The organism is Streptomyces sp. NPDC006552 (assembly GCF_040611655.1).
Taxonomy (GTDB): domain Bacteria; phylum Actinomycetota; class Actinomycetes; order Streptomycetales; family Streptomycetaceae; genus Streptomyces.
On sequence record NZ_JBEXOS010000005.1, the window covers coordinates 41,133 to 61,951 of the forward strand.

The following is a 20,819-nucleotide window of genomic DNA, read 5'->3' on the forward strand; positions in this document are numbered from 1 at the left end:
AACCGTAACCACCGGAGTGCTACCGGCGGTAACGCCAGGGTCGGTACCGTCCCGGCGACGCGTGTGAGCGGTGGGACCGCCGCTCGCCCGCGCCGGCGGCCGGCTCGCGTCCGGCCGTCCGCCGCCGGGTCACGGAGCCCGGCTCCGCCTGCACTCAGGAGGTCCGCCTTGCCCGCTTCCACCCGCCTGCTGGCCGCCGCTGTCACCGCCGCCGCCTGCCTCGGCGCCCAGGCCCTGCCCGCCGCCGCGTCGACCGCGTCGGCGAACGAGGTCTCGCGCGGCGTCACCATCCCCGCCTTCTACGACCCGCCCGCCGAACTGCCCGCCGCCGACGGCGCGCTGGTGCGCAGCGAGCCGCTGCCGCTCGCGCTGAGCCTGCCCACGCTGCACGGCCCGCTGCCCGGCAAGGCGACCCGCATCATGTACCGCACGACCGACTCGACCGGCGGCCCGGCCGCGGTCACCGGCGCCTACATCGAACCGTGGGCCCGCTGGCGCGGCGCCGGCGCCCGGCCCCTGGTCGCCGTCGCCCCCGGCACCATGGGCCAGGGCGACCAGTGCGCCGCCTCGCTCGGCCTGGAGCACCCGCTGAGCCTCAACGGACAGACCGTGTCGGTGGGGTACGAGGACCTGTCGATCTACCGGCTCCTCGCCAAGGGCGTCGCCGTCGTCGTCACCGACTACGTCGGCCTGGGCGCCACCGACCGCCTGCACACCTACGTCAACCGGCTCGACGGCGCGCACGCCGTGCTCGACGCGGTCCGCGCCGCCCGCGCGCTCCCGGGCGCGACGGTGACGGCCGCCTCTCGCGTCGGCCTCTTCGGCTACAGCCAGGGCGGCGGCGCCGCGGCCGCGGCCGCCGAACTCCAGCCGGACTACGCGCCGGACATCACCCTCGCCGGTACCTACGCGGGGGCGCCGCCCGCCGACCTGACCGAGACGGTGCGGGGGATCGACGGCACCGACCTCGCGGGCGCCCTCGGCTGGTCCCTCAACGGATTCCTGCAGTCCGACCCGGAGTTGCGGCCGATCGCCGAGGCCCACCTCAACGACAAGGGCCGGGCCGCACTGAAGGACCTGTCGACGATGTGCGTGGGCGACAGCATCCTGGCCTACAACTCGGTGCGCAGCTCGGCCTGGACCACCGACGGCGCCACCCTCGCCGAGATCATCCAGGCCGAACCGCGGCTGCAGGAGTTCCTCGCCGAGCAGCGGATCGGCACCCTGAAGCCGGCCGGCCCGGTCCGGGTGGCCACCGGCGTCAGCGACAACCTCGTCCCGCACGGCCAGGCACGCCAGTTGGCCGTCGACTGGTGCGGCCGCGGCGCGCAGGTCACGTACCAGCCGGTGCGCCTGCCCGACGTGGGCCGCGCCCTGCTCAACCACTTCGCGCCGCTCCTGACCGACCAGGGCAGCGCCATCTCCTGGCTCACCGACCGCCTCTCCGGTGAGCCCACCGGCTCTAATTGCGCGTCCCTGCCGGGCCAGCCGTGACACCATGACGGGGCTTCCGCCCCTGACCGTTCCTGCTTCCGGCTTCCTGCTCCCGCTTTCCGAAGGGATCCTCGCGCCCATGGTCCGCGCCGTCACCCTGATCCGCTCCGACGCCCTGTCCGACGTCGCCGAGTACGCGTACGCGGCCACGGCGCCGGCCGACGCCCGGCTCGTCTTCCTCGCCGGCTCCTGCCCGTTGGAGCAGGACGGCTCGACCGCGGCCGTCGGGGACTACGCGGGCCAGGCGGCGAAGTGCCTGGAGAACCTGCGGACCGCCCTCGCGGCGGCCGGCGCCGACCTGGAGGACGTCATCAGCACCCGCGTGCTGGTGGCGTCGGCCCGCCAGGAAGACCTGGTTGTGGCCTGGAAAGTGGTCCGGGACGCCTTCGGCGCGCACGACGTGCCGAGCACCCTGCTCGGGGTCACGGTGCTCGGCTACCACGACCAGCTCGTCGAGATCGAGGCCGTCGCGGCCGTGCTCGACGCCTGAGTCCCGGCGCACGCCAAGGCCCGCCCGCCCCCGCGAACCGGGGCGGGCGGGCCCGCCCGCGTCAGTGCGCGGTGACCTTCACCGGTTCCGTCCCGGCGGAGCTGTGCCGCTCCGCCCAGCTCTCCAGCGCCGTCCGGCACGCGTGGTCGAGGTGGTGCAGCCCCGCCAGGTGCAGTTCGACGGGGCGGTCCTGCGGCAGGGCCTCCAGGCTGTCGAGTATCTTCGGCAGCCGCAGGAACGTGACGTTGCCCGACAGGTACGCCTGCACCGGTCCGGCCCCCTTGTCGATGACCTCCACCTTCACCTGCGAGGCGTCCCACGCCGCCTTGACGACGGACAGGGCGACCCCGATCAGGACGCCCTCGAACATGCTGACCGCGACGATCGACACCGCGGTGACGACCAGGATCAGCGCCTCGCCGCGGTGCGCACGCCACAGGCCCACGAGCGAGCGCACCGGGATCAGCTTGGCTCCGGCGTGCACCAGCACGCCCGCGAGCGCCGGGATCGGGATGAAGGCGAGGACGCCGGGCAGCAGCGCCGCGAAGAGCAGCAGCCAGAAGCCGTGCAGGACGCGCGAGGCCTTGGTGCGCGCCCCGGCCTGCACATTGGCCGAGCTGCGCACGATCACCGCCGTCATCGGCAGCGCGCCGAGCAGCCCGCACACCGCGTTGCCCGTGCCCTGAGCCATCAGCTCCTTGTCGTAGGCGGTGCGGGGCCCGTCGTGCATCCGGTCCACCGCCGCAGCGCTGAACAGGGATTCGGCCGACGCGATGAGCGTGAACGCGACGACCGTGCCGAGCAGGCCGACCCCCGCCAGCTCGCCGAACGCGTCCAGGGACGGCGGCTGGACCGCACCGAGCAGGCCGTTGACCTCGACGGCCGCCACCGGGGCGTCGACCAGGACCGCGACGGCGGTCGCCAGGCCGACGGCGGCCAGCGGCCCCGGTACGACCCGCACGCGCGCCGGCAGCCGCTTCCACAGCACGAGGATCGCGACCGTGCCGGCGCCCAGGGCCAGGGAGGCGAGCGACGCGGCGCTGTCCACCGCCCCGACGAGGGCCTCGGGCAGCCCGGCTATCTTGCCGAGCCCCGATTCCGGCGCCTCGGCGGCCAGGACGGAGTACAACTGGCCGGCGATGAGCACGAGTCCGATGCCGGCCAGCATGCCTTCGACGACCGAGACGGAGATGGCCCGGAAGTAGCGGCCGACCTTCAGGGCGCCCATGCCGATCTGGAGCAGCCCGGTCGCCAGGACGACGACGCCGAGCACCGGCAGGCCGAACTCGTCCACGGCCTCGTAGACCAGCACGGTCAGCCCGGCGGCGGGGCCGGAGACCTGGAGGCTGCTGCCGCGCATCAGCCCGGTGACGATGCCGCCGACGATGCCGGTGACCAGGCCGAGTTCGGCGGGCACGCCCGAGGCGACGGCCACGCCCACGCAGAGCGGGAGCGCGACGAGGAAGACGACAAGGGAGGCGGTGAAGTCCGCTTTGAGGTGGGGGTAGGTGGGCATCGCGGCGCTCACAGGGTCTCGAACGAGTCGGTCGCGGGACGGTGGACGCGCACGCTCCCGGTATGGACCTCGTAGTACCAGCCGTGCAGCCGCAGCCGGCCGTCCGCCAGCCGGCGCGCGACGCACGGGTACGCGCGCAGCCGCGCCAGCTGGGCGCGGACATGATGCTGGACGGCGTCGGCGACGGCCGGGTCCGCGGGGTCCCCGGTCGCGGGGTGGTCCGCGGCGTGCGCGAGCCAGTCGCGTACGGCCGGCACCGCCGTGAGGTCGTCGCCGCGCACCAGCGCGCCGACCGCGCCGCAGTGCGAGTGTCCGCACACGACGACGTCCTGGACGCCGAGCACCTCGACGGCGTACTCGATGGTGGCGGTCTCCCCGCAGGGGCCGCCGGTGGGGGCGGGCACGATGTTGCCCGCCGTGCGCAGCTCGAAGAGCTCCCCGGGACGGGCGCCGGTGATCAGCGCCGGCACCACGCGCGAGTCGGAGCAGGTGATGAAGAGGACCTGGGGGGACTGGCCCTCGGCGAGCCGGGCGAACTCCTCAGGGCGTTGTCCGAACGTACGGGCATGGTCGATGAGGGGCTGCATGATGGGGTGATTCCTCCTGGCGCGCCGTGGGGGCGCGTCGGGCTGACAGGACAGGGCGGAGCGTCGGGGCGCCTGTCAGCAGCGGAAGACCTGAAGAGTGGCCGCGGTGAGGTCCGGCACGGCTCTGCCCGGGCGGGGGCGCGCCGCCTCGCCCGGGGCGGACGGCGCGAGCGCCGGCGGCCGCCGGGCCGGGGTGAGGGGGGCGGGGCAGGGAAGGCGCGTACTGCCCGCGGCCGCGCGGTACCGGTCCCGGGTGCGGAACACCTCGACAGGGTCTCGGGGGTGGGTGCCGTCGCCGGGGCCGGCCGACGGACCCGGCTCGCCGGGCGCGGAGAGCGCCGGCGGGTCGGACATGTGTGCGGGAGTGAACGCGCGGACGGAAGCGCCCGATGAGAGGGCCAACAGGGCGGAGAGGATGAGCGTCACCCAGGTACGGGCCATGCGACCTCGCAACACCTGCCCTCCCTCCGCGCAGTCCTGTGCCAAGTACGGACCAACGGTTGGTCAACTGTAGGTCAAGAGGAAGATTAGCTGTGCAAAGGTGATCGCCGGGTTAACGGGGTGTTTCCTCCGCGAGGAAGCGTGAAAAGTGCGGTCGATTGGCGTGAACGACGCACTGGAAGGCCGCGCAGATGCTCGGCGCATATGCGCTTCGCGCTCGGGGTGGCCGTTCGGGGGCGGGTGGTTCTCGAATAGGTAAGGTTAGGCTAACCTTCGTTACGTGAGATCTGGTGAACGCGCAGGCAGCGCCCCAAGTCCGCGCGGCCATGAGCTGTCGGCCGCGCAGGTGACCGTCGCCTACGACGGCGTCGACGTCGTGCACGACGCGGCCCTCGTCCTGCGGCCCGGCGAAGTGACCGCCCTGGTCGGCCCGAACGGCAGCGGCAAGTCGACCTTGCTGCGCACGATCGCCCGGCTGCAGGTGGCCCGGGCCGGCACCCTGACCCTCGACGCCAGGACGGCCGACGCCGCCGACGGGTTCGCCCTCACGACCCGTCAGTTCGCGCGCCACGTCGCCTTGTTGACACAGGGGCGGCCCACGCCGGCCGGGCTGACCGTGCGGGACGTGGTGGAGTTCGGCCGCTACCCCTACCGCGGGCGCTGGGGCGGCGCCGACCCGGACGGCGCCGCCGTGGTCGAGCACGTGCTCGCCATGACCGGCGTCGCGGACCTCGCCGGCCGCGGGGTCGACCAGCTCTCCGGCGGCCAGTTGCAGCGGGTCTGGCTGGCGGGCTGCCTCGCCCAGCAGACCGGCGTACTCCTGCTGGACGAGCCCACGACCTACCTCGACCTGCGCTACCAGGTCGAACTCCTCGACCTCATGCGCGACCTCGCCGACGACGGCATCGCGGTCGGCGTGGTCCTGCACGACCTCGACCAGGCCGCCGCCGTCGCCGACCGCATCGTCCTGCTCAGCGCCGGGCGCGTGATCGCCGACGGGCCGCCCGAGGACGTCCTGCGGCCGAACGCCCTCTCCGCGACGTACGGCATCCGCATCGACGTCGACACCGACCCGCTCACCGGCCGGCTGCGCACCCGCGCGATCGGCCGTCACCACAGCAGAAGCGAAAGGCTCCACAGCACGCCATGAGACGCCTCCTGATCACCGCGGCCGCCACCGCCGCCGCGGCCCTCGTCCTGACCGGCTGCGGCACGTCCGAGCCGGCCAAGGGCTCCGCCGGCGACCCGTCCGGGAAGATCACCGTCACCGACGCCAAGGGCGCGAAGGTCACCCTCGACCACCCGGCCACCAAGGTCGTCGGCACCGAGTGGAACGTCGTGGAGTCCCTCGTCACGCTCGGCGTCGACCCCGTCGGCGTCGCCGACGTCAAGGGCTACACGGCCTGGGACACCGCGGCCCCGCTGACGAACGCGCCCAAGGACATCGGCACCCGCGGCGAGCCCAGCATGGACACGATCGCCGGGCTCACCCCCGACCTCATCGTCGCCACGACCGACCTGCCGGCCGCCGCGATCAAGCAGATGAAGAAGATCGCCCCGGTCCTCCAGGTCACCTCCGCCGACGGCACGGACCAGATCGGGCAGATGAACGACACGCTCGACGTCATAGCCGAGGCCACCGGCACCGAGGAGAAGGCGAAGACCGTCAAGGCGTCCTTCGAGGCCAAGGTCGCCGAGGGCCGCGAGGAACTGGAGCGGGCCGGGCTCGACGGCGCGCAGATCGCCTTCGCCGACGGCTACTCCGCCTCCAACCAGGTCTCCGTACGCGGCTACACCAGCGGCTCCCAGGTCGGCGCCGTCAACGAGGCGCTCGGGCTGAAGAACGCCTGGAAGATCAAGGGCGACAAGGACTACGGCCTCGCCACCACCGACGTGGAAGGGCTCACCGGGCTCGGCGCGGACGTGCGGTTCGTCTACATCGGCAACACGTCCGAGGCCGACGTCTTCACCAAGGACCTCGCGCACAACTCCGTCTGGACGTCGCTGCCGTTCGTCAAGGCGGGCCACGTGCACCGCCTGGACGACGGCATCTGGATGTTCGGCGGGCCGAAGTCGATGGAGAAGTACATCGACGCCGTCCTCGGCACGCTCACGAAGTAGCGGCGCCGTGACCGTCACCGCACCGCCCCCCGCCGTCACGCCCGTGCGCACGGCCCCGCCCCCCGCGGGCGCGGTCGCGGTGACGGCCGGGCTCGTCCTTCTCGTCCTCGTCCTCGCCGTCGTCGACATCACCCAGGGCACCGCGTCCGTCGGCGCGAGCCAGGTCTACAAGGCCCTCACCGGCCGGGCCGACCCCGGCGACGCCTCCGTGGTCGTCGCCTCACGGCTGCCGCGCATGTGCGCGGGCATCCTCGTCGGCGTCGCCCTCGGCGCGGCCGGCGCCGCCCTCCAGGCGATCAGCCGCAATGTGCTCGCCGCCCCCGACACCCTTGCCGTCAACGCCGGTTCGTACCTCGCCCTCGGGGTGCTCACCGTCAGCGGCGTGCGCCTGCCGCTGCTGGCCTCGTCGACGGTGGCGTTCCTCGGCGCTCTCGCGGCCGCCGCCGTCGTCCTCACCCTGGCCGGCCGCGGCGCCGGCACCGTCCGCCTCGTCCTCGCGGGCAGCGCGCTGACCCTCGGTCTGAACGCCGTCGCCGAGGCGCTGCTGCTCCTGTTCCCGGAGTCCACCGACGGTCTCTACCAGTGGGCGCAGGGCAGCATCGGCCAGAACGGGTTCGACGGAGTCGTCCGCATGGGCCCCGTCGTGCTCGCCGCCCTCGCCGGCGTCGTGCTCCTGGCCCGCCGGATCGACGCCCTCACCCTCGGCGACGAGGCGGCGCGCGGCCTGGGCGTCCCCGTCCGCGGCACGCGGGTCACCACGGTCGTCCTCGCCGCGCTGCTCTCCGCGGCGGCGGTGACCCTCGCGGGCCCCATCGGTTTCGTCGGGCTGTGCGCGCCCGCCCTCGTCCGTCTGCTGGCCCGCCGCGTCCGGCCGCTGGTCCGGCACCGGCTGCGCATCCCCGTCGCCGGACTCCTCGGCGCGGCCCTCGTGCTCGGCGCCGACGTCCTGCTGCGGACGGTGACGTCCGCCGAGACCGCGGTGACCGTCCCCACGGGCGTGGTCACCAGCATCGTCGGCGCCGTCTTCCTCGTCGTCATGGCGGTACGGATGCGTGACGGCGACGCCGCCGCGGCGCCGGAGCGGCTGCGCGTCCCGAGCCGCGCCGCCTTCACCGTCACCGTCGTCGTCCTCGGCACCGTCCTGGCCGGCGCGGTGACCGCGGCGGTGCTCGTCGGCGACAGCACGCTGCTCCTGGGCGACGTGGCCAACTGGGCGAGCGGGCGGGCCGGACAGGCCGTCAGCTTCGTGCTCGACACCCGGGTGCCCCGCGTCTGCGCCGCCCTCGGCGCGGGCGCCGCGCTCGCCCTGTCCGGCACGCTCGTGCAGTCCGTGACGCGCAACCCGCTGGCCGAACCCGGGGTCCTCGGCGTCTCCGGCGGCGCCGCGCTCGGCGCCGTCGCGCTCGTGACCAGCGTCCCCGGCGCCGGCTCGTGGGGCATCGCGGGGGCGGCGCTCGCGGGCGCCGCGCTCAGCTCCGCCCTCGTCTTCGGGCTCGCGGCGAAGGGCGGTTTCCTGCAGAGCAGGCTCGTCCTCATCGGTATCGGCGTCGCCACGGGAACGACCGCGCTGATCAGCCTGCTGATCGTGCTCACCGACCGGTTCAGCGCCACCAAGGCCCTGACCTGGCTGTCGGGGTCGACGTACGGGCGCACCTTCCCCGACGTCCTGCCCGTCGCCGCCGTGCTGGTGATCGCCACCGCCGTGGCGGTCGTCCGGCGCCGGGAACTCGACCTGGTCTCCCTCGACGAGGACACGCCGCGGCTGCTCGGCCTCGCCCTCGGGCGCGGCCGGCTCGGCTTCCTGGTGCTGAGCGTCGTGCTGAGCGCCACGGCCGTGGCCGCCGCCGGCACGATCGGCTTCGTGGGGCTCGTCGCGCCGCATGCCGCCCGCGCCCTGGTCGGCCGTCGCCACGTACGGGTCGTCCCGGTCGCGATGCTGCTCGGGGCGGTGCTGGTGTGCGGCTCGGACCTGCTCGGCCGGACCGTGATCGCCCCGGCGCAGCTCGGCGCCGGACTGGTGACGGCCGTCGTCGGGACGCCGTACTTCGTGTACCTGCTCGTCCGCAGCCGCCGGTAGCGGGCGGGGCCGGGGCGGCGGTGCTACCGGGTGCCGGCCGCGCGCAGCGCCGCCAGCGCCCGGTCCGCGTGCGCGCTCATCCGGAACTCGCTGCGGACGACGGCGAGGACGCGGCGGTCGGTGCCGATGACGAACGTGGCCCGCTTGGTCGGCAGCGGCCCGAACCCGCGGGCCACCCCGAACCGCCCGCGCACCTCGCCCCGCGGGTCGGACAGCAGCGGGAACCCGAAGGTGTGCCGACCGGCGAACTCCCGCTGCCGTTCCACGCCGTCCGCGCTGATCCCCACGGGCCGGGCGCCGACCGCCGCGAACTCGGCCGCGAGGTCCCGGAAGTGGCAGGCCTGCGCGGTGCAGCCGGGCGTCAGCGCGGCCGGGTAGAAGAACAGCACCACCGGTCCCCCGGCGAGCAGAGCGGAGAGCGCCGTCGGCGCGCCCGTCTCGTCGGGCAGGGTGAAGTCCTCCACCAGGGAGCCGGCTTGAATGCGGGGGGACGCGGACACGACAGGCTCCCGACGACGCTGGGACGGTGCGGAACAGGCACGCGCGATCCTACGCGGCGCTCGTGCGTCGTTGCCGGAGCGCTCCCCTGGGTAGGGGCGGCCCATGAACGCGCACGATCGGAACGTGGAGAGGGCGGCCGCCGCCGCGCGGTTCCTGGCCGGACAGCAGGTCACGGAGAAACAGTGCGGAGGCTGCGGCACCGTCGTCGCCGGGATCAACGGCCGCTACGCCTGCGGTGCCTGCGGCTGGATCAACCACTGGTCCGACGGGTCCACGCGGCTGCCGGGAGCGGACGAGGGGTGACGCGCGGGACGCGGCTCCTGCGCGCAGGGGTCACAACCGGCGCGAGACGTCCTGGGCCGCCTGCATCACCGCGGGGGCGAACGCGGCCAGTTGGGCCTCCGTGACCAGGAAGGTGAGGGAGGAGACCGAGACGGCGCCGACCGCCGTGCCGTCGGCGTCGAGCACCGGCGCCGCCAGGGAGCAGATGGACGCGTCCGCCTCCTCGTAGTCGGTGGCGTAGCCCGCGGCGCGGATCGCGGCGAGTTCCGTCAGCAGGGCGGAGCGGTCGGTGTGGGTGCGCGGCGTCCGGGCCGGCTGCCCGGTACGGCCCAGGATCTCCGCCGCCTCCCCGGGCGGCAGATGGGCGAGCAGGGCCTTGCCCGCCGCGGTGGCGTGCAGCGGGAGCGGGGCGCCGACATCGGTGGCGATGCGGTACGCGTGGCCCGGGTCGACCTTGTGCGTGTACGTCGCGTGGTCCCCGCTGAGCACGGCCAGGTGGACCGCCTGACCGAGCCGCTGCTGCAGGGCGCGCAGCACCGCGTCGATGCCGACCGCGTCGTCGGCCAGCACCTGCGCCGCCAGTGCGCGCAGCTGCACACCGCAGCCGTACCGCCCCTCGCCGTCGGGCGCGGCGTAACCCTCCTCGACGAGGGTGGCCAGCACCCGGTGGGTGGAGGCCTTGGAGACGCCGGAGCGCTCCGCGATGTCGCCCAGCCGGTGCGGCCCGTCGGCGCGGGCCACCGCGTGGAGCACCCGGAGCGCCTTGACGACGGAATTCGCGGGCTTGCTCGGTTCCATTGACCCTCCGAGGAGAAGCGGGCTATGTTGCCAATCGGTCCGTACAGCGGAACGTCATTCTACGCTACGGAACGCGGTCGAAGCCTCCTCCTGGTGCGGATCCGGCCGTCCACTCCACGGGCCGCCGCACGCGCACCACTCTCACGCCCGGGAAAGGCGGCCGTCCATGGCTGTACACGGATCTTCCTCCCTACCCCCGCAACGATTCGATCTCGTGGTCACCGGTGGGCTGCTGGCCGATCCTCTGCGGCCCGAGCCGGAACCGGGTGACCTCGCCGTACGGGACGGCCGGATCGCCGCCGTCGGCGCCCCCGGCACCCTCACCGGCGCCGAGCGGCTGGACGCCACCGGGCTGCTCGTCGCGCCGGGCCTGATCGACCTGCACACCCACGTCTACGCACCCGGCACCTACCTCGGCGTCCGCGCCGACGCGATCGGCGTCGACCAGGGCGTCACCACCGTGGTCGACGCGGGCAGCTGCGGCAGCGACGCCTGGGACGACTTCACGGAAAACGTTGTCGGCCCGGCCGCCACCCGCGTCCTGAACTGGCTCAACATCTCCCGCCACGGCCTCGTGCACGGCCGGCACGAACTCTCGCGCGGCCCCGACGACATCGACGAGGCCGCCACCGAGAAGGTGCTGCGGGCGCACCCCGGGCGGGCGCGCGGCATCAAGGTGCGGATGAGCGCCTCCGTCCTCGGCGACAGCGGCCTCGCCCCCCTGAAGGCCGCCAAGCGCGTGGCCGCCCGGGCCGGCGTACCGGTCATGGTCCACGTCGGCAACGAGCCCCCGCACCTCGGCGACGTACTCGACCTGCTGGGCGAAGGCGACGTGGTCACCCACGCCTTCCACGGCAAACCCGGCGGCCTGTTCGGCAGCGAGCCGCAGGCGCGGGCCGCCGTGGAGCGCGGTGTCCGGCTCGACGTCGGCCACGGCAGCGCCAGCCTCAGCTTCGCCACCGCCGAGCGGGCCCTCGCCGCCGGCTTCACCCCGCACACCATCAGCACCGACCTGCACCACCGCAACATCGAGGGCCCGGTGCACTCCCTCGTCACCACCCTCACCAAGTTCCTCGCGCTCGGCCTCACCCCGCAGCAGGTGATCCGCTGCGCGACCCTGCACGCCGCCCAGGTCCTGCGCATGGAGGACGAACTGGGCACGCTGCGCCCCGGCTCGGCGGCCGATCTCACCCTGCTGCGCCACACCGACGAGGCCACGACGCTGACCGACGCCGACGGCGCCACCCGCACCGCGGCCGGCCGGCTCCGCGCGGTCGCCGTCATCCGCGCCGGAGACCCGCGCACCCTGCCGGTTCCGTGACCCGCCCGCGCGCGCCCCACCGAACCGACCCCCGAAAGGCCCGTGCATGACCACCCCCCTGATCGAGCGCCTGGCACAGACCGTCCAGGACACCGCCCGCCCCGTCACCGACGAGGACCGGGCGGACCTGACGGCGTTCCTGCCGCTCGCCCAGGCCTACGCGGACACGAGCGGCATCGTCTTCGACGGGACGCGGTCCCTCGCCCTCGCCGTGCACGCGCTCGCCTTCGTGCGCCGGGTCCGCGACGCCGAGCACCTCGACGCGCTCGACGACCAGCTGGCCGCCGAAGTGGCCCCCGGCCGCATGGCCGCGGTCCGCACCCTCCTCGACACCTACTGCACCCCCCGCGACTTCCCCGCCCGGGACACCGAAGTCCTGCTGCTCGCCCTGCACTTCGAGGCGGCGGCACAGCTTCAGCACCAGCCCACCGCGCAGGCATGACCGACCCCTCAGGGAGCACCGCCATGACAGTCAAGATCGTGATCGGACACCGGCTCGGCAAGGGCCAGGCGGTCGCCGACGGCATCCGCGCCGCGGGCGGCGAGCCCGTCCTCATCCCCGGCCCCGGCGCCGACATGAAGGTGGGCGACGTGATGGCCGCCGAAGGAGCCGACCTCGGCATCTCCTTCTGCGGCAGCGGTGGCGCGGGCGCCGTCACCGCCAAGGCCAAGTACGGCCACGAGATCGAGTTCGGGATGCGCTCGGCCCAGGCCGGGGTGACCGCCGTCGAGCAGGGCCGCACCGTCCTCGGCTTCGGCTTCCTCGACAGCGAGGAGCTCGGCTTCAAGGTCACCGAGGCGCTGCTGAAGAAGCTGGGCAAGGAGGCCTCGTGAACCAGGTCCGGCACACGCTGCGGCTCAGCGGCTCGGGACCCACCAGGGAGAAGGCGTTCGCCACCGCCATCGGACAGGTGCAGTCGGCCGTCGGCGAACGCACCGACGGCGTCTCCTTCCGGGTCGAACCCCTGGAACTCGACGTCGTCTCCGCGGTCGAACACCGCTGGACCGAACGGTTCCTCGGCCTGTTCTTCCCCCGCACCCGCCGGCGCTACGAGATCACGCTGCGCATCGAGGTCCAGGTGGCCTCGCTCGACCTGGACGCCCTCGACTTCACGGTGCGCGAGGAGCGGCTCACCCCGCTCCAGCACGCACTGCGCATGAGGTGACCCGATGAATCACACCCTCACCGTCCTGCTGGAATCCCTTGTCATCGGCGGCCTGATCGGCTTCGGCGCCAGCGCCGGTGTGGCCCGTATGTTCCACGCCCCCAAGGTCCAGGGCATGGGCGCCTTCCGCACCCTGGGCGAGCTGAACGCCTGCCAGAACGACCCCGTCGCCCACTTCTCCTTCGGCCTCGGCTTCCTCTTCAACGCCTGGTCGACCGCGGTCGGCACCGGCGCCCTGACCGGCGACGTGGACCACCGCATCGTGCCGCACTGGACCGCCTCGGTCGCGATGGCCAAGAACCGAAACCTCGCGGAGACTCTGCACAACCCCCGCCGGATGGCGCTGACCGGCACCGTCGTGGGCATGCTGCTGATCACGCTGCTCAACACGACGGCCGCCTCCATCCCGCACTCGCTCCAGGACGTCGCCGCCAAGGTGCTCGGCCCCGCCTCCGAGTGGCTGATCAACCCCGTCATGCCGATCATCTTCTGGATGGCCGCCGTCGACGCGGGCCGGCGCACCGGAGCCTGGGGCACCGTCCTCGGCGGCCTCGGCCACCTCGTCATGGGCAACGCCGTGCCCGGCATCGTGCTCGGCATCGTCATCGGCAAGGGCGTCGACGACCTCGGCTGGACCAAGGTCACCAAGTCCCTGGCGGGCGCGGTGATCGTGCTCTTCGCGGCCAGCACCTTCCTGCGTGGCACCGACCTCACCCTGCTCACGCAGATGAAGGTCTCCGTCCCGCACTGGCTCCTGCAGTTCCACGACGCCACCGGCACCAAGCCCCAGTGAGGCAGGCAGCGCCATGACCGACTCATCGACGACCGTGCCCGCCGCGGGCGGCATACCCACCCAGACCCCGGCCACCGGGCCCGCCCGGGGCGGCTTCCTCACCAAGGTGCCCGGCGAGGGCAGCTTCTGGCTCTCCGAATGGGCCTTCCCCGTCTTCGTGGCCTGCCTGGCCGCGGGCATCTTCACCGGCACCCACCTCTACTACGTCTACGACACCGGCGTGTTCAACGAGGTCGCCGTCGCCTCCATGCTCAAGGCCGGTATGGCGGGCGGCAGTTACGGAGCCGCCGCCGCGTTCGGCGCGGGCTTCCTCTTCGCCCGCATCATCGAGGGCCCCATGGTCGGCATCCTCGACATCGGCGGCTCCCTGCAGACCGGCGTCGGCATCGGCATCCCCGCCATGCTGCTCGCCGCCGGCTTCACCGCGCCGCTCCAGCACTTCTGGCTCGCCATCCCCGTGGGCGCCCTGCTCGGCGCGCTCATCGGCATCGCCATCCTCGTCATCCGCCGCGCCACGGTGAACTCCACCGGCGGCACCTCGACGTTCGGCGCCGATGTGATGATGGGCGCCGGGAACTCCGCGGGGCGCTACCTCGGCCCCCTCGTCATCATCTCCGCCGCCACCGCCTCCCTCCCGGTCGGCCTCGGCTCCACCCTCGGCGCCGCCCTGTTCTACGCGTGGAAGAAACCGCTGACCGGCGGCGCCATCATCGGCGCCATGGTCGCCGGATTCTTCTTCCCCATCCCCGGCAAGTGAGCGCCCCCGCAACCCAGTTCAAGGACATCACGTGCACTCTCTCCACCAGGACCTCGGCGTCCCGCCCGCCGTCAACGCCAGCGGCAAGATGACCGCCCTGGGCGGCAGCGTCCTCGGCGAAGGCGTCATCGCCGCCATGGGCGAGGCGGCCCGCCACCACGTCGTCATGGACGACCTGATGCGCGCCGTCGGCCGCGAGATCGCCCGCGCCACCGGCACCGAGGACGGCTGTCCCACCACCGGCGCCGCCTCCGGCATCGCCATCGCCGTCGCCTCCGTCGTCGCGGGCACCGACCTCTCCCGCATCGAGGCGCTGCCCGACCCCGGCGACGCGCCGTGCGAGGTGATCCTGCCGCGCGGCCACTCCGTCCACTTCGGCGCCCCCGTCCGCCAGATGATCGCCCTCGGCGGCGGCCGCCCCGTGGAGGTCGGCTCGGCGAACAAGGTCACCGCCGCCCACCTCTCCGGCGCGATCGGCCCCCGCACCGCCGCCCTCCTCTACGTCCAGTCGCACCACGCCGTGCAGAAGGGCATGGTCACCCTCGCGGAGACCGTCGAGACCGGCCGCCGCCACGGCATCCCGGTGATCGTCGACGCCGCCGCCGAAGAGGACCTGCGCCACTGGCCCGCCACCGGCGCCGACCTCGTCGTCTACAGCGGCGGCAAGGCCGTCGGCGGGCCCACCTCCGGCATCATCTGCGGCAGCGCCGAGCGCATGGCCGCCTGCCGGGCCCAGTACAACGGGGTCGCCCGGCCCATGAAGGTCGGCAAGGAGACCCTCTTCGGCCTCGTCCAGGCCCTGCGCGAGTACGGGACCACACCCGCCGGTGACCACCGCGCGCGGATGGAGCGGCTCGCCGGGCGCCTCGCCGGCCTGCCCGGCCTCACCACCCGCGTCGTCAGCGACGAGGCCGGCCGCGCCATCCACCGCACCGAACTCACCGTGGACCCTGGCGAGGCCGGGCGCGACGCGGGGCGCCTCGCCGCCGAACTCGCCGCGCGCGGCGTCCACCTGCGCGACCACCACGCCGCCACCGGCCGCCTGTACATCGACCCGCGGCCGCTGCGCCCCGACGAGGAGGAGCGTCTCGTGGCCCAGCTGACCGCACTGCTCCAGGGGGAAGGCCGATGACCGTCGTCGAACGCCGCCTGATCGTCACCGAGGAGGCCGGGCTGCACGCCCGCCCCGCCGCCGCCTTCGCCCAGACCGCCGCCCGCAGCGAGGCCGAGGTCACCGTCGCCCGCGAGGACGGCCGGGAGGTCCCCGCCCGCAGCGTGCTGTCGCTGATGACCCTCAACATCCGCTGCGGCGACGCCATCGTGCTGCGCGCCAGCGGCACCGACGCCGAGTCCACCCTGGACGCGCTCGCCCGCATCGCGGACCCGGCATGACGCGCCCCGCCACCGAGGTGATCGAGCGGCTGCGCCTGGCCCGCGCCACCCCGACCGTGCGCGAGGCCGACGCCGACGCCGCCGACCGCGTCGCCCGCACCCTGGCCGGCTGCGGCATCACCGCCTTCGAGTTCACCGCCACCACCCCCGGCTGGGAGCGCCTCGTCGAGACCTGGTCGCGCGAGGCGCCCGAGGTCACGCTCGGGCTCGGCACCGTCACCTCGCCCGCGGTCGCCGAGCGGGCGCTCGCGGCCGGCGCCCAGTTCCTCGTCAGCCCGTTCCAGGTCCCCGAGGTGCGTCCGGTCGCGGACGCCGCGGGCACGCTCCTCATCGAGGGCGGTCTCACCCCGAGTGAGCTGCGCACCGCGGCCGGCCGGGGCGTGGCGAAACTCTTCCCGGCCCACGTCGGGGGCATCCCGTACCTGAAGTCGGTGCTCTCGGTCCTGCCCGGTGCCCGCATCGCGGCCACCGGCGGGGTCACCGTCGACAACGCGGCGCGGTGGCTGGCCGCGGGCGCCTTCCTCGTCAGCATCGGCAGCGATCTGACGACGGGCGACGTGGCGGCCAACGTGGCGCGGTTGAGGGAGGGAATCGGCTGACGTCCTCGTGCGTTACAGCTCCTGCGGTCCGAACAGCAGGAGCGGGGCCGTCCGTACCGACGTGGGCAGGAGTTTCGCATGACCGTGGGAACCGAGAGGGCCGTGCTGGCCGGAGGCTGCTTCTGGGGCATGGAGGACCTGATCCGCAAGCAGCCGGGCGTCGTCTCCACGCGCGTGGGCTACAGCGGCGGCGACACCCCGAACGCCACCTACCGCAACCACGGGGACCACGCCGAGGCGATCGAGATCGTCTTCGACCCGGCGGTCACCAGCTACCGGGAGCAGCTGGAGTTCTTCTTCCAGATCCACGACCCGACGACCCGGGACCGTCAGGGCAACGACATCGGCCGCAGCTACCGTTCGGCCATCTTCTACGCCGACGAGACGCAGCGCGCGGTGGCCGAGGAGACCATCGCCGACGTCGACGCGAGCGGGCTGTGGCCGGGCAAGGTGGTCACCGAGGTGGCGCCGCTCGGCGACTTCTGGGAGGCCGAACCGGAGCACCAGGACTACCTGGAGCGCTACCCGGACGGCTACACCTGCCACTTCCCGCGGCCGGGGTGGAAGCTGCCGAAGCGGGCGGAGTCGGCCACCGGCTGACGCCGCGGCCCCGCGGGACGGTAGCGTTCTGCGGGGCGCCGTTCGAGGGGGTCGGCCGCCGCGCCCCGGTCGTGTGCGGTGCGCGGGAGGGAGTCGGCGATGGCCGGAGCGGTGGAGTGGCGACGGATCAACCACGGTGTGCGGCAGGTCCCGGAACCGTGGGCGACACCGCTCATCTGGACCGCCGCGTACCTGGGCGCGTTCGTGCTCGTGGGCCTGCTCCACCTGCTCGGTTTCCTCGACCGTACGGGGCTCGCGCTCCTCGTGCTCTCGCTGCTGGCGGCGCTGCTCGGGATGCGGGGCCGCTTCGTCGCCGCACCCGGCACCGCGCTGCTCTGCTGGACCTGCCTGAACGTGGTCGGCACCGAGCCGACCGGTGAACTCTCCTGGGCCGGGCACCGGGACGCCGGGTGGATGGCGTGTCTGCTGGCCGCCGCGGTCCTCGGCACGGTCGCGGGCCGGGTCCTGCACGCGCGCGCCGCCTACCGGCGGGTGACGCCCGCCGACGAACCGGCCTGAGAACGACCAAGCCCCCCGCCATGCACCATGGCGGGGGGCTTCGCGCTGCTCAGGGGTCGGGCGCGGCTCCGGTCAGGCACCGCTCGCGTCGAGCATCTCGTCGCGCTCGACGATCTTGACGCGCTCGCGCGCCTGCGGCTCCCCGAGCGCCTTCTCGGCGGCGTCGAGCCGGTACCAGCCCTCCCACGTGGTGTAGCGGACGCCGCGCTCGCCCAGGAATGCGTCGACGGCCTCGGGGTCGGGGGACGCGGGGGTGCGCAGCCGCCCGTTGTCGTGGTCGTCCAGCAGACTGGCGACGGTCTCGTTGGCGTCGCCCTTGGTGTGGCCGATGAGCCCGATCGGACCGCGCCGGATCCACCCGGTGACGTACGTGGACCGCAGGTGCTCGCCGTTCTCCTGGATCACGCGGCCGCCCTCGTCGGGGACCGTGCCGGAGGCGACGTCCCAGGGGAGCTTGGGCAGCTCGTCGGAGAGGTACCCGACGGCGCGGTAGACGGCGCTGACGTCCCAGTCAGTGAAGGCGCCGGTGCCCTTGACGTTGCCGGTGCCGTCCAGCTCGGTGCGCTCCGTGCGCAGCGCGGTGACCTTGCCGTCCTCGCCGAGGATCTCGGTGGGCGACTCGAAGAAGTGCAGGAACAGCTTGTGCGGGCGCTCGCCGACGTCGCGGATCGCCCAGTTCTCCAGGGTCTTGGCGACCATGTCGGCCTGCTTGTTGGCGCGGCGCGTCGCGATCGAGCCCTCGTCGTAGTCGATGTCCTCGGGGTTGACGACGACTTCGATGGTGGGGGAGTGGTCCAGCTCCCGCAGCTCCATCGGGCTGAACTTCGCCTGCGCGGGCCCGCGGCGGCCGAACACGTGGATCTCGCGGGCCTTGTTGGCCTGCAGGCCCTCGTGCACGTTCGGCGGGATCTCGGTCGGCAGCAGCTCCTCGGCGGTCTTGGCGAGGATGCGCGCGACGTCGAGCGCGACGTTGCCGACGCCGAGGACGGCGACCTTCTCCGCGTCCAGCGGCCAGCTCCGCGGGACGTCGGGGTGCCCGTCGTACCAGGAGACGAAGTCCGCGGCGCCGTACGAACCGTCGAGTCCGAGGCCCGGGATGTCGAGGTGCCGGTCGGCGGTGGCGCCGGTCGAGAAGACGACCGCGTCGTAGAAGCTGTGCAGCGTGTCGAGGTCGATGTCGCGCGGGTAGTCGACGTTGCCGAAGAGGCGGATCTGCGGCTTGTCGAGCACCTGGTGCAGGGCGGTGACGATGCCCTTGATCCGCGGGTGGTCGGGGGCGACGCCGTACCGGATGAGGCCGAAGGGAGCGGGCATGCGCTCGAACAGGTCGATGGACACGCCGGGTTCGACGGCCGCTGCGGACTTCAGCAGAGCGTCGGCGGCGTAGATGCCGGCGGGGCCCGCTCCGACAATGGCGACCCGCAGAGGGCGAGGCATGTTCAGGTTCCCTTCGAAGGAAAAAGCGGAGTACTCGAGAGAATCTTAAAGTAAGGCTAGCCTTAGTTGGCAGGCGGGTCCGGTCTATGGGCTCATAAGGCCGGGTTATGGGCTGCCATAGGATCGCTTAAGCGCTCCGGAACGACTGGCGCGGGATCGACGCGGAGCCCTACCGTGCCCGGGTGGACTCCTTCTCCCGCTCCTGGGCGGACCTGCGCGCCGCGGTCGCCGGCCTGGCCGAGGACGACTTCGCGAGGCCCTCCGGCTGCGCCGGGTGGCTCGTGCGCGACCTCGTCTGCCACCTGGTCATCGACGCCCAGGACGTCCTGATCACCCTGGTCACGCCCGCCGGGGCCGAGCCCACGGTGGACGCCGCGGGCTACTGGGACGTCGGCGACACGCCTCCGGCCGGCGATGACCCCCTGGACGCGCTGATCCCCCGGCTGGCCGCGGCCTACGGCGAGCCGCGCCTGCTCACGTTCCACCTCGACGACGTCGGGTCCGCCGCGGGCCGCGCCGCCGGGCTCGCCGACCCGGCCGCCCGGGTCGCCACCCAGGGCAAGGCGCTGACCGTCGCCGACTACCTGTCGGCGTACGTCCTCGAATGGTCCCTGCACCACCTCGACCTCGTCGCCCACCTGCCGGCGGCGCCCGGGCCCGACCCGGAGATCCTCGCGGTGGCGCGCGCCGCCCTGGAGGAGATCGCCGGTGCCCCGTTCCCGGCCGCCTGCCCGGACCTCGACGCCCTGCTCATCGGCACGGGCCGCCTGGCGCCGACCCAGGCGCAGGCGGCGGCTCTGGCCGCGGCCGGGCCGAGGATCCCGCTCATCCTCGGCTGAGGCGGCCGGCGCGGCGCGGTGCGCCGACGGAGGTACGAGCGCTCACGCCGCGTCCTGCACGGGCACCGGCGCCCGGTGCGCGAGGACGCCCCGCTCGCGCAGGGCCTTCCAGAAGGCGTACGGGACCTCCTGGGCGAGCGCGCCGAGGTCCTCGGCGATCCGGTCGGGCCGCGTCGCGCCGGGGATGACCGCGGCGACGGCCGGGTGGGCGAGCACGAACTGCAGGGCAGCGGACTTGATGCCGATGCCGTGCTCCTGGGCGAGCGCCTTGATCAGGCCGACCTTCTCGACGATGTGGGCGGGGGCGTCGCCGTACTCGAAGTGGCTGCCGCCCGCGAGGATGCCGGAGCTGTAGGGGCCGCCGACGACGATGTCCACGTCCTGCTCGGCGGCGGCCGGCAGCAGCCGCTGCAAGGCGCGCTCGTGGTCGAGCAGGGTGTAGCGGCCCGCGAGCAGGAACGCGTCGGGGCGCGGCTCCTCCAGCTCCAGCGTCATCTCCAGCGGTTCGACCTTGTTGACGCCGATGCCCCAGGCCTTGATGACGCCCTCGTCCCGCAGCCGGGTCAGGGCGCGGAAGGCGCCGGTGCGGGCGCTCTCGTACTGCGCGACCCACGCGTCACCGTAGAAGTCCTGGGCGATGTCGTGCACCCAGACGATGTCGAGGCGGTCGGTCTTCAGGCGCGTGAGGCTGTCCTCGACCGAGCGCAGCGTCGCGTCGGCGCTGTAGTCGTTGACGATCTTGTTGCGGCGGCCGTGCTCGAACAGGGCGCCCTTCTCGCCGAGCGCGCGGCCCGCGGGGTCCTCGACCTCGTCGAGGATGACCCGGCCGACCTTGGTGGAGAGCACGTACTCCTCGCGCGGCTGCCGGGAGAGGACGTCGCCGAGCCGCAGCTCCGCGAGGCCCGCCCCGTACAGCGGCGCGGTGTCGAAGTAACGGATGCCCTGGTCCCAGGCGGCCTGGACGGTGGCCGCCGCCTCCTCGTCGGGGATGGCGCGGAACATGTTGCCGAGGGGTGCGGTGCCGAAGCCGATGCGGCCCGGCAGCAGGGAGCGGATGCTCATGGTGATGCCTCGATCCGTACTGCGTGG

25 protein-coding genes are annotated in these 20,819 nt (G+C 73.7%); 18 read left to right on the plus strand and 7 right to left on the minus strand.

Going from position 1 to position 20,819, the window contains the following annotated elements; translation table 11 throughout:
- Window positions 1-168: 168 nt before the first annotated feature.
- Both ABZY33_RS04660 and ABZY33_RS04665 read left to right on the plus strand, forming a co-directional pair.
- Window positions 169-1,494 (plus strand): lipase family protein, encoded by a 1,326-nt coding sequence (locus ABZY33_RS04660; protein WP_356489993.1) that lies wholly within the window; start codon window positions 169-171, stop codon window positions 1,492-1,494.
- Between the two features lie 79 nt (window positions 1,495-1,573).
- Complete coding sequence (locus tag ABZY33_RS04665; RefSeq protein WP_356489994.1) at window positions 1,574-1,984, plus strand: Rid family hydrolase; 411 nt, start codon at window positions 1,574-1,576, stop codon at window positions 1,982-1,984.
- Between the two features lie 61 nt (window positions 1,985-2,045).
- Here the strand turns inward: ABZY33_RS04665 and ABZY33_RS04670 are convergent, their stop codons facing one another.
- From ABZY33_RS04670 to ABZY33_RS04680, 3 genes are all read right to left on the minus strand, one after another.
- Window positions 2,046-3,500 carry a SulP family inorganic anion transporter gene (locus ABZY33_RS04670; RefSeq protein WP_356489995.1) on the minus strand — a complete coding sequence of 485 codons (1,455 nt, stop codon included), beginning with the start codon at window positions 3,498-3,500 and terminating at the stop codon, window positions 2,046-2,048.
- Between the two features lie 8 nt (window positions 3,501-3,508).
- Window positions 3,509-4,087, minus strand: a complete 579-nt coding sequence (locus tag ABZY33_RS04675; RefSeq protein ID WP_356489996.1) for a carbonic anhydrase — start codon at window positions 4,085-4,087, stop codon at window positions 3,509-3,511.
- Between the two features lie 75 nt (window positions 4,088-4,162).
- On the minus strand, window positions 4,163-4,528 hold the full coding sequence (locus ABZY33_RS04680; RefSeq protein ID WP_356489997.1) for a hypothetical protein: 366 nt from the start codon (window positions 4,526-4,528) through the stop codon (window positions 4,163-4,165).
- A gap of 280 nt (window positions 4,529-4,808) precedes the next feature.
- Here ABZY33_RS04680 and ABZY33_RS04685 point away from each other — a divergent pair, with 280 nt between their 5' ends.
- From ABZY33_RS04685 to ABZY33_RS04695, 3 genes are read left to right on the plus strand one after another with little or no spacing between them, the layout of a single operon-like run.
- A complete protein-coding gene (locus tag ABZY33_RS04685) occupies window positions 4,809-5,678 on the plus strand; it encodes an ABC transporter ATP-binding protein (protein WP_356489998.1) in 870 nt (289 codons plus the stop codon).
- Window positions 5,675-6,649: an iron-siderophore ABC transporter substrate-binding protein gene (locus ABZY33_RS04690; protein ID WP_356489999.1), complete on the plus strand. Its 975-nt coding sequence runs from the start codon at window positions 5,675-5,677 to the stop codon at window positions 6,647-6,649. The genes ABZY33_RS04685 and ABZY33_RS04690 overlap by 4 nt, the downstream gene beginning before the upstream one ends.
- Window positions 6,650-6,656: 7 nt before the next feature.
- Window positions 6,657-8,726 carry an iron ABC transporter permease gene (locus ABZY33_RS04695; protein ID WP_356490000.1) on the plus strand — a complete coding sequence of 690 codons (2,070 nt, stop codon included), beginning with the start codon at window positions 6,657-6,659 and terminating at the stop codon, window positions 8,724-8,726.
- A gap of 23 nt (window positions 8,727-8,749) precedes the next feature.
- Here ABZY33_RS04695 and ABZY33_RS04700 read toward each other — a convergent pair whose 3' ends face one another.
- Window positions 8,750-9,226, minus strand: a complete 477-nt coding sequence (locus ABZY33_RS04700; protein ID WP_356490001.1) for a peroxiredoxin — start codon at window positions 9,224-9,226, stop codon at window positions 8,750-8,752.
- 103 nt (window positions 9,227-9,329) lie between these two features.
- Here ABZY33_RS04700 and ABZY33_RS04705 point away from each other — a divergent pair, with 103 nt between their 5' ends.
- Window positions 9,330-9,530: a hypothetical protein gene (locus ABZY33_RS04705; RefSeq protein ID WP_356490002.1), complete on the plus strand. Its 201-nt coding sequence runs from the start codon at window positions 9,330-9,332 to the stop codon at window positions 9,528-9,530.
- Between the two features lie 30 nt (window positions 9,531-9,560).
- On the opposite strand, the gene ABZY33_RS04710 is transcribed toward ABZY33_RS04705, so the two are convergent.
- Window positions 9,561-10,307 (minus strand): IclR family transcriptional regulator, encoded by a 747-nt coding sequence (locus tag ABZY33_RS04710; RefSeq protein WP_356490003.1) that lies wholly within the window; start codon window positions 10,305-10,307, stop codon window positions 9,561-9,563.
- A gap of 214 nt (window positions 10,308-10,521) precedes the next feature.
- Between ABZY33_RS04710 and ABZY33_RS04715 the strand changes: the two genes are divergently transcribed.
- The 11 genes from ABZY33_RS04715 to ABZY33_RS04765 all read left to right on the plus strand — a co-directional run bounded on the left by ABZY33_RS04715 (window position 10,522) and on the right by ABZY33_RS04765 (window position 17,454).
- Complete coding sequence (locus ABZY33_RS04715; protein WP_356490004.1) at window positions 10,522-11,628, plus strand: amidohydrolase/deacetylase family metallohydrolase; 1,107 nt, start codon at window positions 10,522-10,524, stop codon at window positions 11,626-11,628.
- Between the two features lie 46 nt (window positions 11,629-11,674).
- Complete coding sequence (locus ABZY33_RS04720) at window positions 11,675-12,070, plus strand: hypothetical protein (RefSeq protein ID WP_356490005.1); 396 nt, start codon at window positions 11,675-11,677, stop codon at window positions 12,068-12,070.
- 23 nt (window positions 12,071-12,093) lie between these two features.
- Window positions 12,094-12,462 carry an SFCGS family glycine-rich protein gene (locus tag ABZY33_RS04725; RefSeq protein WP_356490006.1) on the plus strand — a complete coding sequence of 123 codons (369 nt, stop codon included), beginning with the start codon at window positions 12,094-12,096 and terminating at the stop codon, window positions 12,460-12,462.
- Window positions 12,459-12,794, plus strand: a complete 336-nt coding sequence (locus ABZY33_RS04730) for a DUF4312 family protein (protein ID WP_356490007.1) — start codon at window positions 12,459-12,461, stop codon at window positions 12,792-12,794. Before ABZY33_RS04725 ends, ABZY33_RS04730 begins: the two co-directional genes overlap by 4 nt.
- 4 nt (window positions 12,795-12,798) lie before the next feature.
- Window positions 12,799-13,587 carry a DUF4311 domain-containing protein gene (locus tag ABZY33_RS04735; RefSeq protein WP_356490008.1) on the plus strand — a complete coding sequence of 263 codons (789 nt, stop codon included), beginning with the start codon at window positions 12,799-12,801 and terminating at the stop codon, window positions 13,585-13,587.
- 13 nt (window positions 13,588-13,600) lie between these two features.
- Complete coding sequence (locus tag ABZY33_RS04740; RefSeq protein ID WP_356490009.1) at window positions 13,601-14,344, plus strand: DUF4310 family protein; 744 nt, start codon at window positions 13,601-13,603, stop codon at window positions 14,342-14,344.
- Window positions 14,345-14,375: 31 nt separating this feature from the next.
- Window positions 14,376-15,476 carry a DgaE family pyridoxal phosphate-dependent ammonia lyase gene (locus tag ABZY33_RS04745; RefSeq protein WP_356490010.1) on the plus strand — a complete coding sequence of 367 codons (1,101 nt, stop codon included), beginning with the start codon at window positions 14,376-14,378 and terminating at the stop codon, window positions 15,474-15,476.
- Window positions 15,473-15,736 carry an HPr family phosphocarrier protein gene (locus ABZY33_RS04750; RefSeq protein ID WP_356490011.1) on the plus strand — a complete coding sequence of 88 codons (264 nt, stop codon included), beginning with the start codon at window positions 15,473-15,475 and terminating at the stop codon, window positions 15,734-15,736. Before ABZY33_RS04745 ends, ABZY33_RS04750 begins: the two co-directional genes overlap by 4 nt.
- Window positions 15,733-16,335 (plus strand): bifunctional 4-hydroxy-2-oxoglutarate aldolase/2-dehydro-3-deoxy-phosphogluconate aldolase, encoded by a 603-nt coding sequence (locus tag ABZY33_RS04755; protein WP_356490012.1) that lies wholly within the window; start codon window positions 15,733-15,735, stop codon window positions 16,333-16,335. The genes ABZY33_RS04750 and ABZY33_RS04755 overlap by 4 nt, the downstream gene beginning before the upstream one ends.
- A 78-nt stretch (window positions 16,336-16,413) precedes the next feature.
- Window positions 16,414-16,935, plus strand: coding sequence for a peptide-methionine (S)-S-oxide reductase MsrA (msrA, locus tag ABZY33_RS04760; protein WP_356490013.1), 522 nt, complete (start codon window positions 16,414-16,416; stop codon window positions 16,933-16,935).
- Window positions 16,936-17,034: 99 nt separating this feature from the next.
- Entirely contained in the window at window positions 17,035-17,454 is a 420-nt protein-coding gene (locus ABZY33_RS04765; protein ID WP_356490014.1) for a hypothetical protein, read from the plus strand.
- Between the two features lie 72 nt (window positions 17,455-17,526).
- On the opposite strand, the gene ABZY33_RS04770 is transcribed toward ABZY33_RS04765, so the two are convergent.
- Window positions 17,527-18,891 carry an FAD-dependent oxidoreductase gene (locus ABZY33_RS04770; protein ID WP_356490015.1) on the minus strand — a complete coding sequence of 455 codons (1,365 nt, stop codon included), beginning with the start codon at window positions 18,889-18,891 and terminating at the stop codon, window positions 17,527-17,529.
- Window positions 18,892-19,073: 182 nt separating this feature from the next.
- Between ABZY33_RS04770 and ABZY33_RS04775 the strand changes: the two genes are divergently transcribed.
- A complete protein-coding gene (locus ABZY33_RS04775; RefSeq protein ID WP_356490016.1) occupies window positions 19,074-19,730 on the plus strand; it encodes a maleylpyruvate isomerase N-terminal domain-containing protein in 657 nt (218 codons plus the stop codon).
- Window positions 19,731-19,772: 42 nt separating this feature from the next.
- On the opposite strand, the gene ABZY33_RS04780 is transcribed toward ABZY33_RS04775, so the two are convergent.
- On the minus strand, window positions 19,773-20,792 hold the full coding sequence (locus ABZY33_RS04780) for an aldo/keto reductase (protein ID WP_356490017.1): 1,020 nt from the start codon (window positions 20,790-20,792) through the stop codon (window positions 19,773-19,775).
- Window positions 20,793-20,819 lie beyond the last annotated feature (27 nt).

What these genes read in the sequence shown, in the direction of transcription:
- ABZY33_RS04780 (WP_356490017.1), bottom strand. Translation starts at nt 20,792, where the DNA reads ATGAGCATCCGCTCCCTGCTGCCGGGCCGCATCGGCTTCGGCACCGCA.
- ABZY33_RS04735 (WP_356490008.1), top strand. Translation starts at nt 12,799, where the DNA reads ATGAATCACACCCTCACCGTCCTGCTGGAATCCCTTGTCATCGGCGGC.
- ABZY33_RS04680 (WP_356489997.1), bottom strand. Translation starts at nt 4,528, where the DNA reads ATGGCCCGTACCTGGGTGACGCTCATCCTCTCCGCCCTGTTGGCCCTC.
- ABZY33_RS04770 (WP_356490015.1), bottom strand. Translation starts at nt 18,891, where the DNA reads ATGCCTCGCCCTCTGCGGGTCGCCATTGTCGGAGCGGGCCCCGCCGGC.
- ABZY33_RS04670 (WP_356489995.1), bottom strand. Translation starts at nt 3,500, where the DNA reads ATGCCCACCTACCCCCACCTCAAAGCGGACTTCACCGCCTCCCTTGTC.
- ABZY33_RS04755 (WP_356490012.1), top strand. Translation starts at nt 15,733, where the DNA reads ATGACGCGCCCCGCCACCGAGGTGATCGAGCGGCTGCGCCTGGCCCGC.
- ABZY33_RS04665 (WP_356489994.1), top strand. Translation starts at nt 1,574, where the DNA reads ATGGTCCGCGCCGTCACCCTGATCCGCTCCGACGCCCTGTCCGACGTC.
- ABZY33_RS04740 (WP_356490009.1), top strand. Translation starts at nt 13,601, where the DNA reads ATGACCGACTCATCGACGACCGTGCCCGCCGCGGGCGGCATACCCACC.
- ABZY33_RS04765 (WP_356490014.1), top strand. Translation starts at nt 17,035, where the DNA reads ATGGCCGGAGCGGTGGAGTGGCGACGGATCAACCACGGTGTGCGGCAG.
- ABZY33_RS04690 (WP_356489999.1), top strand. Translation starts at nt 5,675, where the DNA reads ATGAGACGCCTCCTGATCACCGCGGCCGCCACCGCCGCCGCGGCCCTC.
- ABZY33_RS04725 (WP_356490006.1), top strand. Translation starts at nt 12,094, where the DNA reads ATGACAGTCAAGATCGTGATCGGACACCGGCTCGGCAAGGGCCAGGCG.
- msrA (WP_356490013.1), top strand. Translation starts at nt 16,414, where the DNA reads ATGACCGTGGGAACCGAGAGGGCCGTGCTGGCCGGAGGCTGCTTCTGG.
- ABZY33_RS04705 (WP_356490002.1), top strand. Translation starts at nt 9,330, where the DNA reads ATGAACGCGCACGATCGGAACGTGGAGAGGGCGGCCGCCGCCGCGCGG.
- ABZY33_RS04750 (WP_356490011.1), top strand. Translation starts at nt 15,473, where the DNA reads ATGACCGTCGTCGAACGCCGCCTGATCGTCACCGAGGAGGCCGGGCTG.
- ABZY33_RS04710 (WP_356490003.1), bottom strand. Translation starts at nt 10,307, where the DNA reads ATGGAACCGAGCAAGCCCGCGAATTCCGTCGTCAAGGCGCTCCGGGTG.
- ABZY33_RS04675 (WP_356489996.1), bottom strand. Translation starts at nt 4,087, where the DNA reads ATGCAGCCCCTCATCGACCATGCCCGTACGTTCGGACAACGCCCTGAG.
- ABZY33_RS04720 (WP_356490005.1), top strand. Translation starts at nt 11,675, where the DNA reads ATGACCACCCCCCTGATCGAGCGCCTGGCACAGACCGTCCAGGACACC.